This window comes from Winogradskyella marina, from assembly GCF_015645385.1.
Classification (GTDB): Bacteria; Bacteroidota; Bacteroidia; order Flavobacteriales; family Flavobacteriaceae; genus Winogradskyella; species Winogradskyella marina.
Map to the genome: position 1 here is coordinate 409,084 of NZ_JADOET010000002.1, position 20,252 is coordinate 429,335.

The window sequence follows — 20,252 nt, forward strand, 5'->3', positions numbered from 1 at the left end:
TATAACGGATTTATTGTTTTTGTAAGTCTCAAAGTCTATTATCAGGGAGTTTCATCGCTATATTTAAATTTCTTTCTTGAAGCGCTTAAAAAGCGTAATGGTCTTTTTTGTATTAATAAAATACACTCCGGTAAGTAAAACTGCTGCAGCAATTATGGATTGTAGTGAAAAGGTTTCGTCTAAAAAGTACCACCCTAATAGTAGAGCTACAATTGGGTTTACATATGTTGAGGTTGCTACTTTTTCTGGAGACACCTTACTTAGTAAATAATTAAAAGCTGTAAAAGCAACAATACTTCCAAAAACGATCAGCATTCCCATAGAGTAGATGATTTCAGTATTCCAGCTAGAGAAAGGGAGCCGTTCTTCTCCGGTAACAAGACTGCCAATTAATAATATACAGCCTCCAAATAACATTTGGTAGCCTGTATTCACAAAAAAGTTGGAGGGTAAGTCGGCTTTTGAAACAAAAAGGCTACAAAAAGCCCAGCTTAGCATGCAAATAAAAAGCATAATCATTCCGGTAACCATGCCTTCTTGGTTGATCATTTCGCGTTGACTGACTAATAAGTAAATACCAATACACCCAATGATGACACCTAAAATAGACATCGGTTGTATTTTTTTGCCTTCAAATATTCGCAATAGAATTAAGACCACTAAAGGTTGCGCTGAAATTTCCAAAGCAGCAAAACCGCTGTCAACAGATCGTAGTGCCCAGACAACTAAGCCATTTCCCAGTGTTAAAAACAAAAAGCCAGCAATTACTGTGTTTCGTATTTGAATCTTTGTAATTTTTAAAGGTATTTTTAGAAACTTGGCAATTGTAAAAATTAAAATACTTGCTGAAATAAACCGAATCGAAGCAGCATATAATGGTGCTAATTGACTCACTAATATTTTATTAAATAAATAGGTAGAGCCCCAAATGACATAAATTGAAAAAAATGATAGTAGTATATAAAGACGTTCTTTAGTCAATTTCATACCGTTTAGTTTAGGTATCAATATTAAATAAAAAACTTGCAAGCTACATGATGAGCTTACAAGTTTTTAATATTTTATGATAATTATATTTACGAGTTCATAATATCCTCAATCTCTTCGACCTCAATAGGAATATTACGCATTAAATTAAAAGGTTCTCCTGTTTCTTGAATGACCACATCATCCTCTAAACGAATACCAAAACCTTCATCTGGAAGGTAGATTCCTGGTTCAACGGTAAAGACGTTATTAGCTTGCATTGGTTCGGTTAAAATTCCGTAATCATGCGTGTCTAATCCAATATGGTGTGATGTGCCATGCATAAAGTATTTTTTGTATGCTGGCCAATCTGGATTTTCGTTTTGAACATCAGCTTTATCTAACAAGCCAAGACCTAAGAGTTCTGACGTCATTAATTTTCCAACTTCTACATGGTAATCTGCCCAAATGGTTCCAGGAACTAATAGTTTTGTAGCTTCATTTTTTACACGATTCACGGCATTATAAACGGCTTTTTGTCTGTCGTTAAATTTTCCTGAAACCGGAATTGTACGTGTCATATCGCTAGAATAATTAGCGTATTCTGCACCAGCATCAATGAGAATTAAATCGCCTGCTTTACATTGTTGATTGTTTTCGATGTAATGTAGAACGTTAGCGTTGTTTCCAGAGCCAATAATAGGTGTGTAAGAAAATCCTTTTGAGCGATTATTAAGGAATTCATGCATAAATTCTGCTTCCAGATTATATTCCCAAACGCCAGGTTTTGTGAATTTCAAAACACGTCTAAATCCTTTTTCTGTAATGTTACAAGCTTGTTGCATAATGTCTATTTCCAAAGGATCTTTTACAGAACGTAAACGTTGTAAAATAGGGTTGCTTTTTTCAACTTTATGGGCTGGAAATTGTGCTTTTATTTTTTTGTTAAAACGCGCTTCACGTGTTTCGGTGGCAACATTGGCACGGTAATGCTCATTAGTATTGATGTAGATGGTGTCTGCTTGAGACATGATTTCTTTCATTATTTTATCGAAATCTTGCAACCAGTACACGGTTTTTACACCAGAAGTTTCTAAAGCTTTTTCTTTGGTAAGTTTTTCACCTTCCCAAACGGCAATATGTTCGTTTGTTTCTGTTAAGAATAAAATTTCACGGTGTCTTGGGTTTGGACAGTCTGGAAAAAGTACTAAAATACTTTCTTCTTGATCCACGCCACTTAAGTAAAATATATTCCTGTCTTGTTGAAAAGGTATTGTGCTATCTGCGCCAATTGGGTAAATATCATTAGAGTTAAAAACAGCTAAACTGCTAGGCTTCATCTGAGCCATAAAGTTTTTTCGGTTTTTTATAAAAAGTTGGTTGTCTATTAAATCGTATTTCATTCTGAGAAAATTTATGTTATATCACACTAAACACAGTCTAAAATAAACTGTTTAAGAATTGTGAAATTTTGAAAAAATTAATGGGAATCAAAAGTAAGGAAACAAAGTTGTAAGCAAAAGTTCAAAGCCATAATCTAATAAATTTTAAGAGATTTTTGTGAAGTTTGTTTTTAATGTGAGAGCTTTAAAGCCCTCAAAACAAACAATGTTCTAATTAAATTCATTCTAAATAAATTAATTATCACGCAGCGTAGTTGGGAAAAAGTTAATTGCGCAGTATCTTTGTTAGACTAAAATAAATTAGAACTACAATGAGCGGAATTCTAAATTCTACGATTGGAAGAAAATTTGCCATGGCACTTTCGGCTTTCTTCCTAATGATTTTCTTATTACAACATTTTGCAATTAACCTATTATCTGTATTTAGCGCAGATACTTTTAACGATGTTTCTCACTTTATGGGAACATTTTGGGTTATTCAGTATGTGATGCAACCCGTATTAATTTTTGGTGTTATTTTCCATTTTATAATGGGCTTTGTATTAGAAATTAAAAACAACAAAGCAAGAAATATCTCTTATGCTAAAAATAATGGTTCAGCAAATTCTACATGGATGAGCAGAAACATGATTTGGAGTGGAGCAGCTATTTTAGCTTTTATCGTTTTACACTTTATTGATTTTTGGATTCCAGAAATTAACACCAAGTATATTGTTGGTGACATGTCTGGCTTACATAATGGTGAGTACAGATATTTTCATGAACTCGTTGAGAAATTTCAAAATCCACTTCGAGTTGCAGCTTATGTAATTGCTTTTGTTTTCTTAGCATTGCACTTATTACATGGGTTTAGCTCAGCTTTTCAATCAGTTGGGGCAAATAATAAATACACAAAAGGATTAAAAGGATTTGGAAAAGCTTACGCAATTATAATCCCATTAGGATTTATATTTATTGCATTATTTCATCACTTTAATCACTAAAAAACATATCTAAATATGGCTTTAGATTCAAAAGTACCAAAGGGTTCAATTAAAGATAAGTGGACCGATTATAAGAACAATATTAACCTAGTAAACCCGGCTAACAAACGTCATATCGATGTTATTGTTGTTGGTACAGGACTTGCAGGTGGTTCGGCTGCCGCAACTTTAGCGGAGTTAGGCTATAATGTAAAAGCCTTTGCTTATCAAGATTCTCCTCGTAGAGCACACTCTATTGCAGCGCAAGGAGGTATTAACGCCGCAAAAAATTATCAAGGTGATGGTGATTCTACTTACCGCTTATTTTACGATACTGTAAAAGGTGGTGATTACCGTTCGCGTGAAGCTAATGTTTACCGTTTGGCTGAGGTGTCTGCTAATATTATTGATCAATGTGTGGCACAAGGTGTTCCTTTTGCTCGTGATTATGGTGGATTATTAGACAACCGTTCGTTTGGTGGTGTTTTAGTTTCTAGAACATTTTATGCAAAAGGACAAACCGGACAACAGTTATTATTAGGAGCTTATTCAGCAATGAATAGACAAATTGCTCGTGGTAAAATAGAAATGTTTAACCGTCACGAAATGTTAGACGTTGTTGTTGTAGACGGAAAAGCAAGAGGTATAATTGCACGTAATTTAATTACAGGTGAAATAGAAAGACATTCAGCACACGCTGTTGTTGTAGGCTCAGGTGGATACGGAAATGTATATTTCTTATCAACAAACGCTATGGGTTCTAACGCAACTGCAGCTTGGAAAATACATAAAAAAGGCGCGTATTTTGCGAATCCTTGTTATACACAAATTCACCCAACATGTATTCCACGTTCTGGGGATTACCAATCGAAATTGACGTTGATGTCAGAATCATTGCGTAATGATGGTCGTATTTGGGTACCTAAAAACATGGAAGATGTTATGGCAATTAGAGAAGGTCGTAAAAAACCAACTGATTTGTCAGAAGATGAACGTGATTATTACTTAGAAAGACGTTATCCTGCATTTGGTAACTTAGTACCTCGTGATGTGGCATCGCGTGCTGCCAAAGAACGTTGTGATGCTGGTTATGGTGTTAATGCTACTGGTGAAGCTGTATATTTAGATTTCGCTTCTGCTTTTGAACGTTATGGGAAAGAGCAAGCTAAGATTCATAACATACAAAATCCTAGTCCAGCGAAAATAAAAGAACTAGGTCAGGCTATTGTAGAAGCTAAGTATGGTAACTTATTTCAGATGTATGAGAAAATTGTAGATCAAAATCCATATGAAACGCCAATGATGATTTATCCAGCGGTTCACTACACCATGGGTGGAGTTTGGGTTGATTATAATTTAATGACCACAATTCCTGGATGTTACTGTATTGGTGAAGCAAATTTCTCTGATCATGGTGCTAATAGACTTGGAGCTTCGGCATTAATGCAAGGTTTAGCTGATGGTTATTTTGTACTACCTTATACTATAGGTGATTATTTGTCATCTGATATTCGAACCGGAGCAATTTCAACGGATTCTAAAGAATTTGAGGAAGCAGAAAAAGAAGTTACCGAAAGAATTAATTTCTTCGTGAATAATAAAGGCACAAAATCTGTAGATTATTTCCATAAAAAGTTAGGAAAAGTAATGTGGGACAAAGCAGGAATGTCTCGAAACGCTAAAGGCTTAACTGAAGCAATGGCGGAAATAAAAGCCATAAGAGAAGAGTTTTGGAAAGAAGTTTCAGTACCTGGAACTGCAGATGAAATGAATCCTGAACTTGAAAAAGCGGGTCGTGTTGCTGATTTCTTAGAGTTAGGTGAATTGTTTGCTAAGGATGCTTTAATGAGAGCTGAATCTTGTGGTGGACACTTTAGAGAAGAATCAGCTGAATTAGATGGTCCTCAAAAAGGTGAAGCCAAACGTAACGATAAAGATTTCGCATTTGTAGCAGCTTGGGAATATAAAGGAGAACCAGCTGATGCGGTTTTACATAAAGAAGAATTAGAATTTAAAGATATTGAACTGAAACAACGTTCATACAAATAAGAAAGACAATATGAATTTAACACTTAAAATTTGGAGACAAAAAGACTCAAAAGCTAAGGGGCAAATGGTCGATTACAAAGTTACTGATATTTCAGAGCATATGTCTTTCTTAGAAATGATGGATGTTTTGAATGAACAATTAGTGAACTCTGGTGAAGAACCTGTAGCTTTTGATCACGATTGTCGTGAAGGTATTTGCGGCATGTGTTCAATGCACATTAACGGTGAAGCTCACGGACCAGATAGAGGCATTACAACATGTCAATTGCACATGCGTATGTTTAAAGATGGTGATACCATTACTATTGAACCATGGAGAGCAACAGCGTTTCCAGTAATCAAGGATTTGGTTGTAGATAGAACCGCTTTTGAGCGTATTCAGCAAGCAGGTGGTTATATTTCTGTAAACACTTCTGGTAATACGCAAGATGCTAACTCAATTCCTATTTCTAAACATGCAGCAGACGAAGCTATGGATGCGGCAACTTGTATTGGTTGTGGTGCTTGTGTAGCAAGTTGTAAAAACTCATCCGCTATGTTATTTGTTGGTGCTAAAGTGTCTCAATATGCTTTATTACCTCAAGGACAAGTTGAAGCCGCAGACCGAGTAAGAAACATGGTAGAGCAAATGGATAAAGAAGGGTTCGGTAACTGTACAAATACAGGAGCTTGTGAAGTAGAATGTCCTAAAGGTATTTCGTTAGAAAATATTGCACGTATGAATCGTGAGTATTTAGCAGCAACTTTCAAAGGCTAGTGTCATATTTAGCATAGATGATGTGCAAATGAACAACCCAATATTATAGTAAAATCCCAAGGTAAAATCTTATCTTGGGATTTTTTAATTTAGCACCATGCAAAACCCAAATACTTTTTATAACGAACAGTTAGAAGCTAATCAAGTCGCTTCTAAGCGTATTTTTAAACAATTAAGTTTATTTAGTTTACTGAGACTTTCTGTTTTTGTTCTAACAGGAATTGGCATCTATTTTACCTATCAGAATTGGCAAGTAGCTTTAGGTATTGGTGTCGTTGGAATCGCTATTTTTCTATTTCTATTAGCTCGATATATCGATTTAAAGTCTAAAAGAAATTTACATAAACGATTGATTGCTATTAATGAAGATGAATTAAAAATTGCAAAAGGTGATTTTCATGAAAAACCTGATGGTTCAGAATTTCAAAACCCAAAACATTTTTTCAGTTTAGATATCGATTTATTTGGGAAAGGATCATTTTTTCAATTTATCAATAGAACGGCGATTAAAGAGGGAACTCAAAAACTTACAGAGAACCTATTATCAAATACCATCACTAATATTGAAGAGCGCCAAGCTGCCATACAAGAATTAGCGGCATTACCAGAATGGAGACAACACTATTCGGCTGTTGCGCAAGGTGTAGAGATTGAACATTCAGCAACTTCCATTATTACTTGGTTAAAGGGGTATAAATCCTTCTTAGGAAAAACACAATATGCAATCACTATCGTGTTTAGTATAGCGTCGTTGGTAATTATAGGATTAGGAATAACTGAAATTATTCCCATATCAATGATTGGGTATTGGTTATTATTTGGACTTGCGATTACCGGAATATATTGGAAAAAAATAGATACGCTTGCCCATCATACCGGACAAGCAAAAGACACATTTAAACAATACGCATTGCTTTTAGAAGCCATTGAAACTACTGAATTTAAATCAGATTTATTAAAGTCGAAACAAAAATTAATTCAGTCCGAAGATCAAAAAGCATCCGAAATATTTTCAAAATTTTCAAAAGCACTCGATGCCTTAGATAATAGAAATAATCTTATTTCATTGCTTTTAGGGAATGGTTTTCTACTTCTAGATATACGCTATAGCTATAATGTTGAAAAATGGATTTCAAAATATGGTCATAAAATAGAAGATTGGTTTGAAGTGGTCACCTTTTTTGATGCTTTTAATAGTTTTGGAAATTATGCTTTTAACCATCAAAGTTTTACCTATCCAATTATAACCGAAGAACCAGTAACTATTTTAGCGGACGGCTTAGGTCATCCGTTATTAAATCCTGAAAAACGAGTCGATAGTGATTTAAAACTTGAAGAAGAACAGTTTTTTATTGTTACAGGAGCAAACATGGCTGGAAAGAGCACGTTTTTAAGAACCGTTGCGCTTCATATCGTCATGGCTAATGTTGGACTACCAATTTGTGCTAAACAAAGCAAATACAAGCCTATTAAGTTAATTACAAGTATGCGAACCACAGATTCCTTAACTGATGATAGTTCGTATTTCTTTAGTGAATTGACGCGTTTAAAATTTGTAGTTGATACCATTGAAAACGATAAAAACTATTTTGTAATTCTAGATGAAATTTTAAAAGGAACCAACAGTACAGATAAAGCCATTGGTTCTAGAAAATTTGTGGAGAAACTAGTGAAGCAAAATGCCACAGGAATCATTGCTACGCACGATTTAAGCCTCACAGAAATTGAAACGGAATTAGAAGCCGTTAAAAATTATTACTTTGATGCTGAAATCATCAATGACGAACTCTTTTTTGATTACAAACTAAAACAAGGCGTTTGCCAAAATATGAATGCGAGTTTCCTACTGAAGAAGATGGAGATTGTTTAGGGTAATTTTAAAAACCTGACAGGTCTAACTGAACTGATAAAAAGATTCCTTACTGTGTTCAGAATGACAAAAACACAAAAACCCTTTCTAAAAAATAGAAAGGGTTTTATAATTTGTTAAGAAATAAATTTCTTAAGCCTCAAAAGGCTCTATAGAAACGTAAGACTTGTTGTCTTTTTTCTTAGTAAATTTTACTAAACCATCAACTTTAGCATGTAAAGTGTGATCTTTTCCTTGATATACATTTTCACCTGGATGGTGTGTATTTCCACGTTGTCTTATGATAATGTTTCCAGCAATAGCAGCTTGTCCACCAAAAATCTTAACGCCTAAACGTTTCGATTCTGATTCTCTACCATTCTTCGAACTACCAACTCCTTTTTTATGAGCCATGATCTAAGGTTTTATATTGTTAATATTAATGTAATTGAAAATTATTTTTCAATTCCACCGTCTAATCTGTCTTGTAATTCTTTTAATTCGTCCCACTTACCTTCTGCAGCTAATTTAGCTTGCTTTGGCCAAGTTTCGGTAACGATATGTGCTAATCTTGAGCTTGCTTCTGAAAGCACGTTGCTCAATTCTTCAGCTTTTGCGTTTGCCACTTTTTCAAAAGTTTCAAAACCAGCGTTTACCAATGCTTCAGCGGCTTTTGGTCCAGCTCCTTCAATTTTTTTCAAATCGTCAGCTTTTCCTGTTGCTTTTTTCGCTTTTGGTGCGGCAGTTTTCGCTTCTGCTTTTTTAGCTTCTTTCTTTGGAGCAGCTTTTTTAGCTCCAGAAGTAGTAATACCTTCGATTACGATTTCAGTTAAAGATTGTCTGTGTCCGTTTTTTACACGGTAACCTTTACGTCTTTTCTTCTTAAAGACTATTACTTTGTCACCTTTAAGGTGTCTTAAGACTTTTGCACCTACTTGTGCTCCGTCTATAGCTGGGGCGCCTACAGTTATATTGCTACCATCACCAATTAAAAGAACGTTGTCGAAATTTACTGTCGAACCTTCTTCTGTTGCTAAACGGTTAACAAAAACTTTTTGGTCTTTTTCAACTTTAAATTGATGCCCTGCTATCTCTACAATTGCGTACATAGCGTAACGTTTTTATTAATTTGTTTATTAAATAAATGACTTTCTTCTCAGAAAGCGGATGCAAATATACTTCTAAATTATTAATAGGCAAGCGTTTTAAGAGGTTTTAGACCTCTTTTGTTTCAAATAATAGACAAAATAGACTTGTTTGTGAAAATGATAACATACTTATTAAGGAGTTTTCACATTTTATTATGTTAAAAGTGAAAGCATTGTTTATTTTTGTGAAGCTATTTTGTAACAAATTGCAATTAGTATAGACAAATACGTATACAATTTAAACTTAAAACACTTTTAATAATGAAAAAAGGCTTATTTACTCTAGCTCTTTTGTTGTCAGTTGGATTTATGTCAGCGCAACAAGTAGAATTCGAAGAGTTTGATTTAGACAATGGATTACACGTAATTCTACATCAAGACAACACAGCGCCAGTGGTTTCTACTTCTGTAATGTACAATGTAGGTGGAAAAGATGGTGATAGAGAGCGAACCGGATTTGCACATTTCTTTGAACATTTATTGTTTGAAGGATCAGAAAATATTGGTCGTGGAGAATTCATGAAAATTATACCTGCTAATGGAGGTACATTTAATGCAAACACATCTCAAGACAGAACCTATTATTTTGAAGTTTTTCCTTCAAATAAATTAGAGCTAGCGCTATGGTTAGAGTCCGAGCGTATGTTACACCCTGTTATTGACCAAGTTGGTGTTGATACACAGAACGAAGTTGTTAAAGAAGAAAAGCGTCAACGAGCTGGTTCACCATATGGTGGCATATTTGAAGCATTAGGATCTAATCTCTTTAAGGTTCACCCTTATAAAGATCCTAATATTGGCTACATGGAGCATTTAGATGCAGCTACTTTAGAAGAGTTTAATGCTTATTTCGATAAATATTATGGTCCAAATAACGCTGTTTTAGTTATTGCTGGAGATATTGATATGGCTAAAACTAAAAAGTTGGTTGCTGATTATTTCAGTGAAGTTAAGAGTAGACCAGAAGTGGTAAGAAACTTTCCAAAGGAAGAACCTATTACTGAAACGGTAAGAACACAAGCTTACGATGAAAATATTCAATTACCTGCAATTTTAGCTACGTACAGAACACCTGGTTTTACATCTAGAGATTCTTATGTATTAGATATGATTTCTACATATTTAAGTGGTGGTAAAAGTTCAGTTTTATATAAGAAAATAGTTGACGAGCAAAAACAAGCCCTGCAATTACAAGCTGTAAATATTCCACAAATGGATTATAACATCTTTACAATTTTTGCGATTCCTTCTGGAGATACGTCTTTAGATACCATTTTAGATGAAATTGACGAAGAGATCGTTAAAATGCAAAATGAGTTAATTACAGAACGCGATTATCAAAAACTACTTAATCAATTTGAAAACCAATTTGTAAATTCTAATGCTAGTATTGTAGGAATTGCAGAATCTTTAGCAACAAACTATTTGTTAAAAGGAGATGTAGATTTAATTAACAAGGAAATTGAAATTTACAGATCAATCACAAGAGAAGAAATTCAAGCTGTAGCTAATAGATATTTAAGTAAAAATCAGCGTGTTGAAATAGAGTATTTACCAAAAAAAGATGATCAATAAGATGAAAACAACTTATATAATGAAAACAAAATTAACCGCATTTGCCTTATTGTTTTTAGTAGCAATAGGTGTTAATGCACAGATAGATAGATCTCAACAACCTAAAGCTGGTCCAGAACCAGAAATTAGTTTAAAAGTTCCAAGTGAATTTCAATTAAAAAACGGATTAAAAGTATTAGTTGTTGAAAATCATAAACTACCAAGAGTTTCATATTCTTTGCGTATAGATAACAACCCTATAGCAACTGGTGATAAAGCAGGTTTAGAGAGCATTCTTGGAAGTATGTTAGGTAACGGAACAACTTCTGTTTCTAAAGAAGACTTTAATGAAGAAATAGACTTTTTAGGCGCACGTTTAAGCTTTGGGTTTACAGGAGGTTTTGCAAGTTCTTTGTCTAAATATTCTGATCGTATATTGGAGTTATTAGCAGATGCTGCTATTAATCCTTTATTAACTGAAGAAGAGTTTGATAAGGAAAAAACAAGACTTATTGAAAACTTAAAACAAGGAGAAAAAAGTATCGATGCCATTGGTAGTCGTGTTGGAAATGCATTATCTTATGGAACTAAACACCCTTATGGAGAGTACGTAACTGAAGAAACTATAAACAATGTTTCTTTTGGTGATGCATTAGCTTTTTACGAAAAATATTTTAACCCAAATAACGCTTATTTAGTAGTTATTGGTGATGTTGAATATAAGGCTGTTAAAAAACAAATTGAAAAACATTTTTCTAAATGGGAAAAGTCTGTAGATATATCTTCTACACTTCCTAAGGTAAATCCTAATGCGCAATACACGCAAATTAACTTTGTAGACTTGCCAACAGCAGCTCAATCTAACATTACGATAATGAATAATGTAGATTTAAAGATGAATGATGAAGATTATCATGCCGCTTTAATTACCAATAATATTTTAGGTGGAGGAGGAGAAGGTTATTTATTTAAAAACCTTCGAGAAGAACATGGTTATACCTATGGTGCTTATTCTAGATTAAGTGCTAATAGATATGGTGCTGGTCGTTTTACTGCGAGTGCAAAAGTAAGAGCAATGGTTACGGATAGTGCTGTTGTTGAAGCTTTAAAAGAAATTGAACGTATTAAAACAGAACCTGTGGATGCTCAGTTACTTAAAGATGCAAAAGCAAAGTATGTTGGTAATTTTATAATGGGATTAGAAAGCCCTCAAACCGTTGCTAATTACGCATTAAACATTAAGTTGAATGATTTGCCTAAGGATTTCTATACTAACTATTTACAGAAAATAAATGATGTTACTGCAGAAGATATCACACGTGTTGCGAATAAGTATTTTAAATCAGATAATGCTAGGATAGTAATCGTTGGTAAAGGGAGTGAAGTAATAGAAAACCTTGAAAAAACAGGAATTCCTATTTTATATTACGATCACTATGCTAACCCAGCAGAAAAACCAGAATTCGATGTTGAATTACCAGAAGGTGTAAATGCAACATCTGTAATAAACAATTATATAGAAGCTGTTGGTGGAAAAGAAAAGGTAGATGCTTTAAATTCTATTTTGTTGCAATATGAAGCTAGCGCAATGGGATCTGTTCTAATCAGCGAAGAAAAACGTATGGATGGCAAATTGGCTCAATCAGTATCTATGAATGGTAACCAAATGATGTCCGTTGTTACGACACAAGATAAGGTGACTATGAATAAAAACCCACTTCCAGAAAGTATGGTTGACGATATGAAATTATTAGGTGGTCTTTTTACAGAGCTCAACCTATTAAAATCTGATACTGCTAAAATAACTGGTATTGAAAAAGTAGAAGATAAAGAGGCTTATAAATTAGAAGTACCTGGTGAAGTTGTGTCTTTAGCTTTTTTCTATGATGTAGAAACAGGTTTAAAAGTAAAAGAGGTACAAACGACATCTATGCAAGGACAAACGCAAAGTCAAGAAACGTTTTTAAAGGATTACAAAGCCTTTGATGGTATAATGTTTCCAGGAACAAGAGAAAGTACTCAAATGGGGCAGCTTATCGTTTATAAACTGTTAGAAGCAAAAATTAACGAAGGTGTTTCAGATGCTGATTTTGAATAATCAGAATTTATAACTCAAAATTTTGAAAACCGAAGTGAAAGCTTCGGTTTTTTTATGCTTGTATAATTTTTGATTAATTTGATTCTTGTTGAAAAAAATAGAGTTGTTTCAGAATATAATATGTGATTTCGCTTTTTTGAATAATTAGCGTTTTGGTACAAATGGACACTTATAATCTTAAATAACATACAAATGAAGGAATTAAGAATCACAAAATTCGTTAATTATCTCGCAGGAAACTTCAATATTTATTAGATTTAACCAAAATTATAATATCCCAAACTAATGAAGACATTAAAAACAATAAGTATAGTAGCAATTATAGCTTTAGTTTTTACTTCTTGTAAAAATGAAACAGAACCAGAAGTTAAAACTGTAGATGTAGAAGTTACTAAAAACGATGTGGCTACAACATTAGATCCAAATGCAACGTATGCTAAAGTAGAATTTGGTATCGACGGTATGACATGTGCCATGGGTTGTGCTAAAACAATCGAAAAGAAAATGGCTAAAATGGAAGGTGTAAAATCAGCAAAAGTTGATTTTGATTCACGTTTAGCTATGGTTGAATATGATGAGGCTAAAGTTACGCCTGAGTCATTAGAAGAAACCGTTACTAAAGTAGCAGACATTTACAAGGTAAAGAACATGCACCAAGTAGAAGAATTTGGCACTGAAGAAAAAGTAGAATAATTCTATTGAAAAAATTATAATGAAACGCTATCCGAAAGGGTAGCGTTTTTTTTATTGTACTTGAAGCAAAATAAAGGCTATTGCGAAACATCCTACAGGCAAAAGCCATAATAAATATATGGAGGTATCACTGCGCTTAGACTTAGCGTTAAGTATCGTTCTTTTCTTGCCATTATAGCGCATCCAGTTTTTAGAAATGATAAATAATGCTATTAATGAGAATACTACCCAAAACTTAGTAGAAGACATTACTAACATTTTCATTTGACTAGCAAAAGCTATAAAAAAGGCACCTAATGCAAGTGCAATGGATAGCTCTAACGTACAAATATAAAGTAAGGCTATATTGATGCTTTTTTTTCCTAAAGCTTTCTTATAGTGGTTAAATATTGAAATATAAATGGTGTCTAACATCTAGGTGATATCCTTTTTTTAAGGTTATAAATATAGTGATTTACAATATAATGACTAGTAATTAAATTAATCATAATAGTTATAGCTTTGGCAGATGTGTTTAGTCAAACATTTGCATAAAAAAAAGACTGTCTTTTCAGACAGTCCTTTTTATTATATATTATAAATAAGCTTTTTTATTGCGCTAAAATTTGCACATTACTTAAATCAATAGTTGTTGATACTGTAGCATCGTCGCTATCATAAACAAATGCTAAAACAGCATCACCTTCAATCATTGAAATATTAATTAAACCAGTTGCGTCATAAACATTGTTGAAGAAACCAGTATTCTCCGGTAGAGCCGAAATTTCTGAAGCTCCTATTTCTGTCCATGTAGCATCATCAGGATTGGTTCCTGACACATAATCATTAGAATAATACGCTTTTAATGGTTGTCCGTTACTGAAAGCATCTGCAACTTGTAAAATAAGACGCTCATTTTCATTAGCATCAAAATCTATTGAAGGAGATATTAACCAACTAATCATTTCTACAATGTTATCATCATCAAAAGCAGAGCCTCTTACATAACCTTCTCCTTGGTAACTACTAGCATACCAATCCTGTGTACCTAATGTATTGATCACTTCCCAATCTCCTAAACCACTATCAAAGCCTTCGTTAAAAACAACTTCAAAATCTTCAATATCTAATAATGTACATCTTGGGTTTTCCATATCTACATCATCAGTTGTATTTAAGGCTAATACTAAACTAGCACCATCAAAAGTTTTGCTAACAACCGCTGTTATAGATCCATTTCCAGTAGGTAATTTTTCATTTTTAAAACTTGAAAAACTACTAGTTTCTAAAATGAATTCTGGGTATGTAAATCCGCCACAATCTTGTAATGTTCTTTTTGTATCAAACGTTTCAGTTGGGTCAAAATAGTTTAATACATTTGGATCATCTCCTAAACCAACTTCATCATCAGCAAATTCTACATTATCAACTTTAACTAATAAACCAACATGGTCACCATTAATTGCCGTTAAACCTATGTTTAAAGGTGTGATGTCTTCAGTTACCGAAGATCTTAAAACTTTTTGTCTAATTTGAATTTCATTTAAGCTAGTTACTGTAGTACCGAATTGATCAGTTTCGGTTCCTCCACCAATGGTTGTAACTCCGTTACCTACACGTTCTTCACCAATATAAAGATCTTGTAAACTGATATAAACTTCTCTCCCTAAGTTAAATTGGTTATAAGTATCTACTTGGTTTAAGATGACTTTTAAACCAGAAGTTGGGTTTGTTGGGCTATCTTGAATAAAAAATTCTTTAAAGAAGTTTCCTGTTCTATCTGATGAAGTTACATAACCTTTTACATAAACATTAGTATCCTCAGGCTCTATGAATTCGCCTTCTGTGTACATCGCTTTAACAGTTTCAAAAGAGACTTCGCTTCCTGTTGCTAGTAATTCTTCTAGAGCTTCATTTTCTTCGTCGCCTAAACTATTAGGAATGGTGTAATCATCATCTTGGACACAAGACGTCATAGCTATTGAAGCTACTAAGACTACTATTAATTTTAAAGATTTAATTGCTTTATTCATAACTTTTTTATTTATAATTATTGAATCTATGAAATTTGCACATTTCATAATTGTGATATTATTAATTAATTTTTCTTTTTTTAGAATCTAACGTTTAAGTTAACAAAATAATTGGTACCACGTCCATACCAATATTTTGAGCCAAACCTTGGATTGCCATCAGCATTATCGTCTCTTAGCTGAGTATAATTAGCATTTCTACCTTGCTCAAAACCACCAGTTTTATAAACTTCGTCTAATAGGTTACCAACACTAGCAAATAAACCTATGTAATAGTCACCTACTTTCCAAGACTTACCTCCAACAAGGTTAACTACCATATAGTCGCTAATTTTTTCTTGTTTTAGTAATTCCGTAGCAAGTTCTTCGTCGTAATTGTTTATAGGTAATCCATCTGGAGCTAAATAGAAGTTCTCCGTTCTTGTTAATGCATTTACATCTATATATGCATTTGAGAAAAAGTTAGCCGTTGCACCAAACCACCAGAAATCTGGATCTCTATATTCAAAACCAATAGATGATGCTCTTTGTGGACCTCCTGCCAATTTGTAATCTTTTAAATTAGCCTGTCCATAATTAAGTGCCCCATCTGCATTCTTAAAACTAGCTGAAGTTAAGTATAAATCTGGATTATTGTCATACGTATACTGACCAATTGATGCTGCACCTTTCAACTTAATTGTTGGTGTTACTTGGGCTTCAATTCCTACTTCAACACCTAAGTGTTTTTTATCTATACCTTGTAAAACTTCTTGTACAAAAGCAGATGTATCATTGTCTTCAATATCATTACCTCCACTTAGACCATCTGCGTAGTAGAACCCTACTTCGTTAGCATCTTCAATTTTAGTATAGAATCCTGTAATTTTAGCGTTAACAATTGGTGATCTAAAAATGTAACTTGCATCAAAAGACGTTACTATTTCTTCGCTAATGTTTTTAACAATTGAGTGATTTTCTCTAGAGTTAGAGAATGTGTTACGTAAATTAGGTGCTCTTGTTAAGTAACCTCCATTAACATCAAATAAGTGTTTTCCAGAAAATTTATATGTAAATCCTGCTTTTCCTCCTACACCTGTAAACGTAAGCTCTTCACCTTTACCATAAGATAAATCTCCTAAGAACCTACTGTGTTCCCATAAACCTTCTCTTTGGTATGTTGTGCTCGTTATATTTGCAGAAGCATAAAAATCAAATTTCTGATATGTAAATTGTCCTTGTGCGTAAGCAGAAATAACATCGGCATATAAATTAAAGTTATATCTGTATTTATCACCTTCTTCTACTAAACGGTCTGCGTTTTGATTATCATATTGAAAACCATCAAAAGAATCTACATTTAATAAACCAACATCAGATCCTAATAAATCTATGACCTCACCAAAGTTCTCTGATTTTAAGTTTTTATAATTAACAGCTCCATTAATGATTATATGTTCATTAATTTCTGAAGTAAATATAGAGTTAACAGTTAACTGAGTGTCGTCTGCTCTATCTTCATATAACGCATATGCAGAACTAATATCATTAATATTATTAGTTACGTTGGCATCAATAATACGGTTCCAATCTATTTGACCATCGTCTATAAATTTTTGTTGCGCTAAATAAGCTCCTGCAAGATCATCTCTTTGTTCGTAATAACTTGGTAGTAATTGGTAATAAGCTGCACTTGGGTTACCACCACCACTATAATCTAATCTACTGTTACCTAATTTACCAAATTGGTATCCAACATTAGTGTTTAACCTTGTTTTAGATGAAATATCCCAATAGTGATTTAACATAAAAATAGGCTCTTCAACCTCTTTAATACGAGAGTTTCGTTGCTCACCATCTAAGCTTCCCCAATATTCATTGTATTTAATTCCTTTTAGGTCATAAATTTCTTGTGTGTTTGGCGACGACTTTCCTCTTCTATTAGGTGTGTAAATAGACGTAAAATTAATACTGTGTTTATCGTTTATTTTCTTTTCTACAGACGCAAAAAATGAATTAGAATCATATAGAGTTGCATCTTGGTAGCCTTCATCTCCCCAACGTCTTCCTAACATAATTGCATAAGACCATCCATCTTCTAATAAACCGGAAGCGTAACTCGCCATTGCACGATTTGTGTAACTTCTATTTGAAGAAGAAAAAGTTATTCTACCACCTTTTCTATACGAAGAAGCTCTTGTTATAATATTAGATGTTCCTAAAATACCACCAAAATTATAATCTGAAGGAGTAAGACCTGTCGTTAATACTTGGTTACGCATCATATCATTTAAACCTCCCCAATTACTCCATTGTGGTCTTCCGTTGAAGAGTTTATTCATTTCAATACCATTCATTAAAACCGAACCGTTTTCAGAATCTAAACCTCTTACCTTAAAGAATGAAGAACTAAATTCAAAAGCTGCTGTTCTTTGAAAAACATCCATTGAAGACGATAGTAATCCAGAAATGTTATCTGCACCACTGGTATCGTCATTTAATTCATCGTCAGAAAGTGTAATAGTAAACATATCCTGTACGTCAGTGACATCGATATCTAAAGTCATATCTGTAATATCTACAGTTTGTCCTTCGTTAACGATAATAGGATAGCGCTTCGTTATATATCCTGTTTTTGATATTTTTAGAACCTGCTCTCCTAAAGGCACATCACCAGAAAAAACAAATTCACCAAAACCATCGGTTAAAGCTGTTTGTTGTGTTTCTTCAATTGTAATTGTAACATCAGGAATTGGTTCCGAAGATGCGGCATCTTTTACACTACCTTTAATAATGGTGCTTTGCGCTGCCATTGTAAAAGAGGAAAAAATTCCAAATAATAAAATAATTAAACTTTTTTTCATACCTATTTTTAAAGTTAATAATCTTTGTACATTAAATAAAAGTTATTTAAGGCGTGCAAATTTACATTATTTATAATAAATATATACTTTTGGCTCAAGATTTGTAATGTAATTAATGTTAACATAACATATAAAATGAAAAATATAAAACTAACTTTAATAGTAATTCTGCTTTCTACACTGATGAGTGTTACCGCACAAGAAAAGAAAAAGTATAAAATTCACACTGTTGCTTTTTACAATTTAGAGAATTTATTTGACACCATAAATGATACGACTAAGTACGATGAAGCTAGTCCTATGATGGAATTAAATGAAGCGCTCAGAGCAGAGGCTTACGTAAAAAAACTTCATAATATGGCAAAAGTAGTTGCAGATATTGGTTCTAAGGATACCAATAATTCGCCTGCAATTATTGGTGTTGCAGAGGTTGAAAACAGACAGGTGTTGGTCGATTTAGTAAACGAACCAGAATTGTTGGATAAGGATTATGGTATTGTTCACTTCGATTCGCCAGATAAAAGAGGAATTGATGTAGCGTTGCTTTATCAAAAAGCGCTTTTTAAACCAATTGAGACAAGCTCGCATGAGTTGCTTATTTATGACGATTCGTCTAGAGAACGCGTATATACAAGAGATCAACTGTTAGTGAGTGGTGAATTGGAAGGAGATTTAATTCATATTATTGTTAATCACTGGCCATCGCGAAGTGGAGGTGAAGCAAGGAGTAGATTTAAACGTGTCGCTGCCGGAAAATTGAATAAACGTATTATAGATTCTTTACAGTCAATAGATCCTTATGCTAAAGTTATAACTATGGGTGATTTTAATGATAACCCTATAAATGATAGTTTAAAAAAAGAATTAAAAGCAGAAGGAGATCAAGATAAAGTTAAGCTTAAAGGTATTTATAACCCTTATGAAAATAAGTATAAAAAATTAGGTCTAGGGACTACAGGTTATAGAGATTCTTGGAGTTTGTTTGATATGATTTTGTTTACACAGCCATTTTTAGAAAAGGATTATTCATCGTTTAGATTTTATCAATCCGGTATTTTTAGCGAGTCGTATTTAACAAACAAAGAAGGGCGTTATAAAGGTTACCCTTTAAGAATGATTAACGCTGGACTTTCTGGAGGTTATAGTGATCACTTTCCGGTTTATATATACTTAATAAGAGAAGTAGAGTAGCTTGGTTTTAATAAGCCCTTTTAATTAGGAGTCTGATTATTTACAAAAATAAAAGCGTCAAATATTAGTTTATTTGACGCTTTCTTATGTGCTATTGTTTAAAATTTAAAACCACAGGTTCCAAGGAATCTTAGCCAATACTAAAATTAAGGCTAGCGTATAGAAAATAGTTAATAGTTTAAATTTTGGTTTAGACGTCAATTTCTTTTTATGTTTTGAATAACCAATGGTCACTAAGGCTATAGCAATTATCATAGTTAAAGGATGCTCTATAATAAGATTTCTCAATCCAGAATTCTTCATCACTTCTCCCATACCTCCAACTTCTTTGATGACTGAAAAATAATCCTTCATAAAAAACAGTACAATACCTATTAATAATTGAATGTGCATTGTAATTAAAGCAAATAAAGAAATTCTAAAATCTTTAGCGTCAAATTCTTTGTTTCCAAAAAATTTAATCAGTGCGTTGAGTGTTGCAAGGACTAAAACGATTAACACCAAATAGGCCCATTTTGAATGTATAAACTGAATTGTTTCCATAATTAAAAATATTTTTGTGCTTGTAAAAATACACATTAGAACCTTACTCGGACAATTATATTTCCTTAATTATTGTGTAGAAAAGTTTTTCAATACTTAAATTATAAACAAAGTATTTTTATTCCTAGTCGTTATTTCTATAGTTGACTTTTTTGATTGTTTTTTTGTGATGTAAGAACAAGTT

At 33.1% G+C, this 20,252-nt stretch carries 16 protein-coding genes; 8 read left to right on the plus strand and 8 right to left on the minus strand.

From position 1 onward, the window contains the following. Positions 1-63 precede the first annotated feature (63 nt). Together ITJ86_RS04960 and ITJ86_RS04965 are read right to left on the minus strand one after the other, a co-directional pair. On the minus strand, positions 64-987 hold the full coding sequence (locus ITJ86_RS04960; RefSeq protein ID WP_195870499.1) for an EamA family transporter: 924 nt from the start codon (positions 985-987) through the stop codon (positions 64-66). Between the two features lie 89 nt (positions 988-1,076). After that, positions 1,077-2,369 (minus strand): aminopeptidase P family protein, encoded by a 1,293-nt coding sequence (locus tag ITJ86_RS04965; protein WP_195870500.1) that lies wholly within the window; start codon positions 2,367-2,369, stop codon positions 1,077-1,079. 311 nt (positions 2,370-2,680) lie between these two features. Here ITJ86_RS04965 and ITJ86_RS04970 point away from each other — a divergent pair, with 311 nt between their 5' ends. From ITJ86_RS04970 to ITJ86_RS04985, 4 genes are all read left to right on the plus strand, one after another. Then, on the plus strand, positions 2,681-3,352 hold the full coding sequence (locus ITJ86_RS04970) for a succinate dehydrogenase cytochrome b subunit (protein WP_195870501.1): 672 nt from the start codon (positions 2,681-2,683) through the stop codon (positions 3,350-3,352). Positions 3,353-3,367: 15 nt separating this feature from the next. Further along, on the plus strand, positions 3,368-5,380 hold the full coding sequence (locus tag ITJ86_RS04975) for a fumarate reductase/succinate dehydrogenase flavoprotein subunit (protein WP_195870502.1): 2,013 nt from the start codon (positions 3,368-3,370) through the stop codon (positions 5,378-5,380). A 10-nt stretch (positions 5,381-5,390) separates the two neighbouring features. Next, positions 5,391-6,137, plus strand: a complete 747-nt coding sequence (locus ITJ86_RS04980) for a succinate dehydrogenase/fumarate reductase iron-sulfur subunit (protein WP_195870503.1) — start codon at positions 5,391-5,393, stop codon at positions 6,135-6,137. Positions 6,138-6,234: 97 nt separating this feature from the next. After that, complete coding sequence (locus ITJ86_RS04985) at positions 6,235-8,007, plus strand: MutS-related protein (RefSeq protein WP_195870504.1); 1,773 nt, start codon at positions 6,235-6,237, stop codon at positions 8,005-8,007. A 132-nt stretch (positions 8,008-8,139) separates the two neighbouring features. On the opposite strand, the gene rpmA is transcribed toward ITJ86_RS04985, so the two are convergent. Together rpmA and rplU are read right to left on the minus strand one after the other, a co-directional pair. Further along, a complete protein-coding gene (gene rpmA / locus ITJ86_RS04990; protein WP_013869859.1) occupies positions 8,140-8,400 on the minus strand; it encodes a 50S ribosomal protein L27 in 261 nt (86 codons plus the stop codon). 41 nt (positions 8,401-8,441) lie between these two features. Next, the gene (gene rplU / locus ITJ86_RS04995; protein WP_195870505.1) at positions 8,442-9,095 is read right to left on the minus strand and encodes a 50S ribosomal protein L21; all 654 of its coding nucleotides are present in this window, start codon (positions 9,093-9,095) and stop codon (positions 8,442-8,444) included. A 300-nt stretch (positions 9,096-9,395) separates the two neighbouring features. On the opposite strand from rplU, the gene ITJ86_RS05000 reads away from it, so the two are divergent. The 3 genes from ITJ86_RS05000 (at position 9,396) to ITJ86_RS05010 (ending at position 13,479) form a co-directional block, all read left to right on the plus strand. Next, complete coding sequence (locus tag ITJ86_RS05000; protein WP_195870506.1) at positions 9,396-10,709, plus strand: M16 family metallopeptidase; 1,314 nt, start codon at positions 9,396-9,398, stop codon at positions 10,707-10,709. Between the two features lie 19 nt (positions 10,710-10,728). Further along, complete coding sequence (locus tag ITJ86_RS05005) at positions 10,729-12,786, plus strand: M16 family metallopeptidase (RefSeq protein WP_195870507.1); 2,058 nt, start codon at positions 10,729-10,731, stop codon at positions 12,784-12,786. A gap of 285 nt (positions 12,787-13,071) precedes the next feature. Further along, the gene (locus ITJ86_RS05010; RefSeq protein WP_195870508.1) at positions 13,072-13,479 is read left to right on the plus strand and encodes a cation transporter; all 408 of its coding nucleotides are present in this window, start codon (positions 13,072-13,074) and stop codon (positions 13,477-13,479) included. A gap of 51 nt (positions 13,480-13,530) precedes the next feature. Here the strand turns inward: ITJ86_RS05010 and ITJ86_RS05015 are convergent, their stop codons facing one another. The 3 genes from ITJ86_RS05015 to ITJ86_RS05025 form a co-directional block, all read right to left on the minus strand. Then, complete coding sequence (locus tag ITJ86_RS05015; RefSeq protein WP_195870509.1) at positions 13,531-13,893, minus strand: hypothetical protein; 363 nt, start codon at positions 13,891-13,893, stop codon at positions 13,531-13,533. A gap of 176 nt (positions 13,894-14,069) precedes the next feature. Then, positions 14,070-15,491, minus strand: coding sequence for a DUF5689 domain-containing protein (locus tag ITJ86_RS05020; RefSeq protein WP_195870510.1), 1,422 nt, complete (start codon positions 15,489-15,491; stop codon positions 14,070-14,072). A gap of 80 nt (positions 15,492-15,571) precedes the next feature. Continuing rightward, entirely contained in the window at positions 15,572-18,334 is a 2,763-nt protein-coding gene (locus ITJ86_RS05025) for a carboxypeptidase regulatory-like domain-containing protein (protein ID WP_195870511.1), read from the minus strand. Between the two features lie 135 nt (positions 18,335-18,469). On the opposite strand from ITJ86_RS05025, the gene ITJ86_RS05030 reads away from it, so the two are divergent. Then, positions 18,470-19,525 carry an endonuclease/exonuclease/phosphatase family protein gene (locus ITJ86_RS05030; protein WP_195870512.1) on the plus strand — a complete coding sequence of 352 codons (1,056 nt, stop codon included), beginning with the start codon at positions 18,470-18,472 and terminating at the stop codon, positions 19,523-19,525. A gap of 105 nt (positions 19,526-19,630) precedes the next feature. Here the strand turns inward: ITJ86_RS05030 and ITJ86_RS05035 are convergent, their stop codons facing one another. Beyond that, positions 19,631-20,071, minus strand: coding sequence for a hypothetical protein (locus tag ITJ86_RS05035; RefSeq protein WP_195870534.1), 441 nt, complete (start codon positions 20,069-20,071; stop codon positions 19,631-19,633). Positions 20,072-20,252: the final 181 nt, after the last annotated feature.

Coding starts and splice junctions, on each gene's coding strand:
- ITJ86_RS05005 (WP_195870507.1), top strand. CDS start 10,729: ATGAAAACAAAATTAACCGCATTTGCCTTATTGTTTTTAGTAGCAATA.
- ITJ86_RS04965 (WP_195870500.1), bottom strand. CDS start 2,369: ATGAAATACGATTTAATAGACAACCAACTTTTTATAAAAAACCGAAAA.
- ITJ86_RS05020 (WP_195870510.1), bottom strand. CDS start 15,491: ATGAATAAAGCAATTAAATCTTTAAAATTAATAGTAGTCTTAGTAGCT.
- ITJ86_RS05015 (WP_195870509.1), bottom strand. CDS start 13,893: ATGTTAGACACCATTTATATTTCAATATTTAACCACTATAAGAAAGCT.
- ITJ86_RS05010 (WP_195870508.1), top strand. CDS start 13,072: ATGAAGACATTAAAAACAATAAGTATAGTAGCAATTATAGCTTTAGTT.
- rpmA (WP_013869859.1), bottom strand. CDS start 8,400: ATGGCTCATAAAAAAGGAGTTGGTAGTTCGAAGAATGGTAGAGAATCA.
- ITJ86_RS04980 (WP_195870503.1), top strand. CDS start 5,391: ATGAATTTAACACTTAAAATTTGGAGACAAAAAGACTCAAAAGCTAAG.
- ITJ86_RS04960 (WP_195870499.1), bottom strand. CDS start 987: ATGAAATTGACTAAAGAACGTCTTTATATACTACTATCATTTTTTTCA.
- ITJ86_RS05000 (WP_195870506.1), top strand. CDS start 9,396: ATGAAAAAAGGCTTATTTACTCTAGCTCTTTTGTTGTCAGTTGGATTT.
- ITJ86_RS04970 (WP_195870501.1), top strand. CDS start 2,681: ATGAGCGGAATTCTAAATTCTACGATTGGAAGAAAATTTGCCATGGCA.
- ITJ86_RS05030 (WP_195870512.1), top strand. CDS start 18,470: ATGAAAAATATAAAACTAACTTTAATAGTAATTCTGCTTTCTACACTG.
- ITJ86_RS05025 (WP_195870511.1), bottom strand. CDS start 18,334: ATGAAAAAAAGTTTAATTATTTTATTATTTGGAATTTTTTCCTCTTTT.
- ITJ86_RS04985 (WP_195870504.1), top strand. CDS start 6,235: ATGCAAAACCCAAATACTTTTTATAACGAACAGTTAGAAGCTAATCAA.
- rplU (WP_195870505.1), bottom strand. CDS start 9,095: ATGTACGCAATTGTAGAGATAGCAGGGCATCAATTTAAAGTTGAAAAA.
- ITJ86_RS04975 (WP_195870502.1), top strand. CDS start 3,368: ATGGCTTTAGATTCAAAAGTACCAAAGGGTTCAATTAAAGATAAGTGG.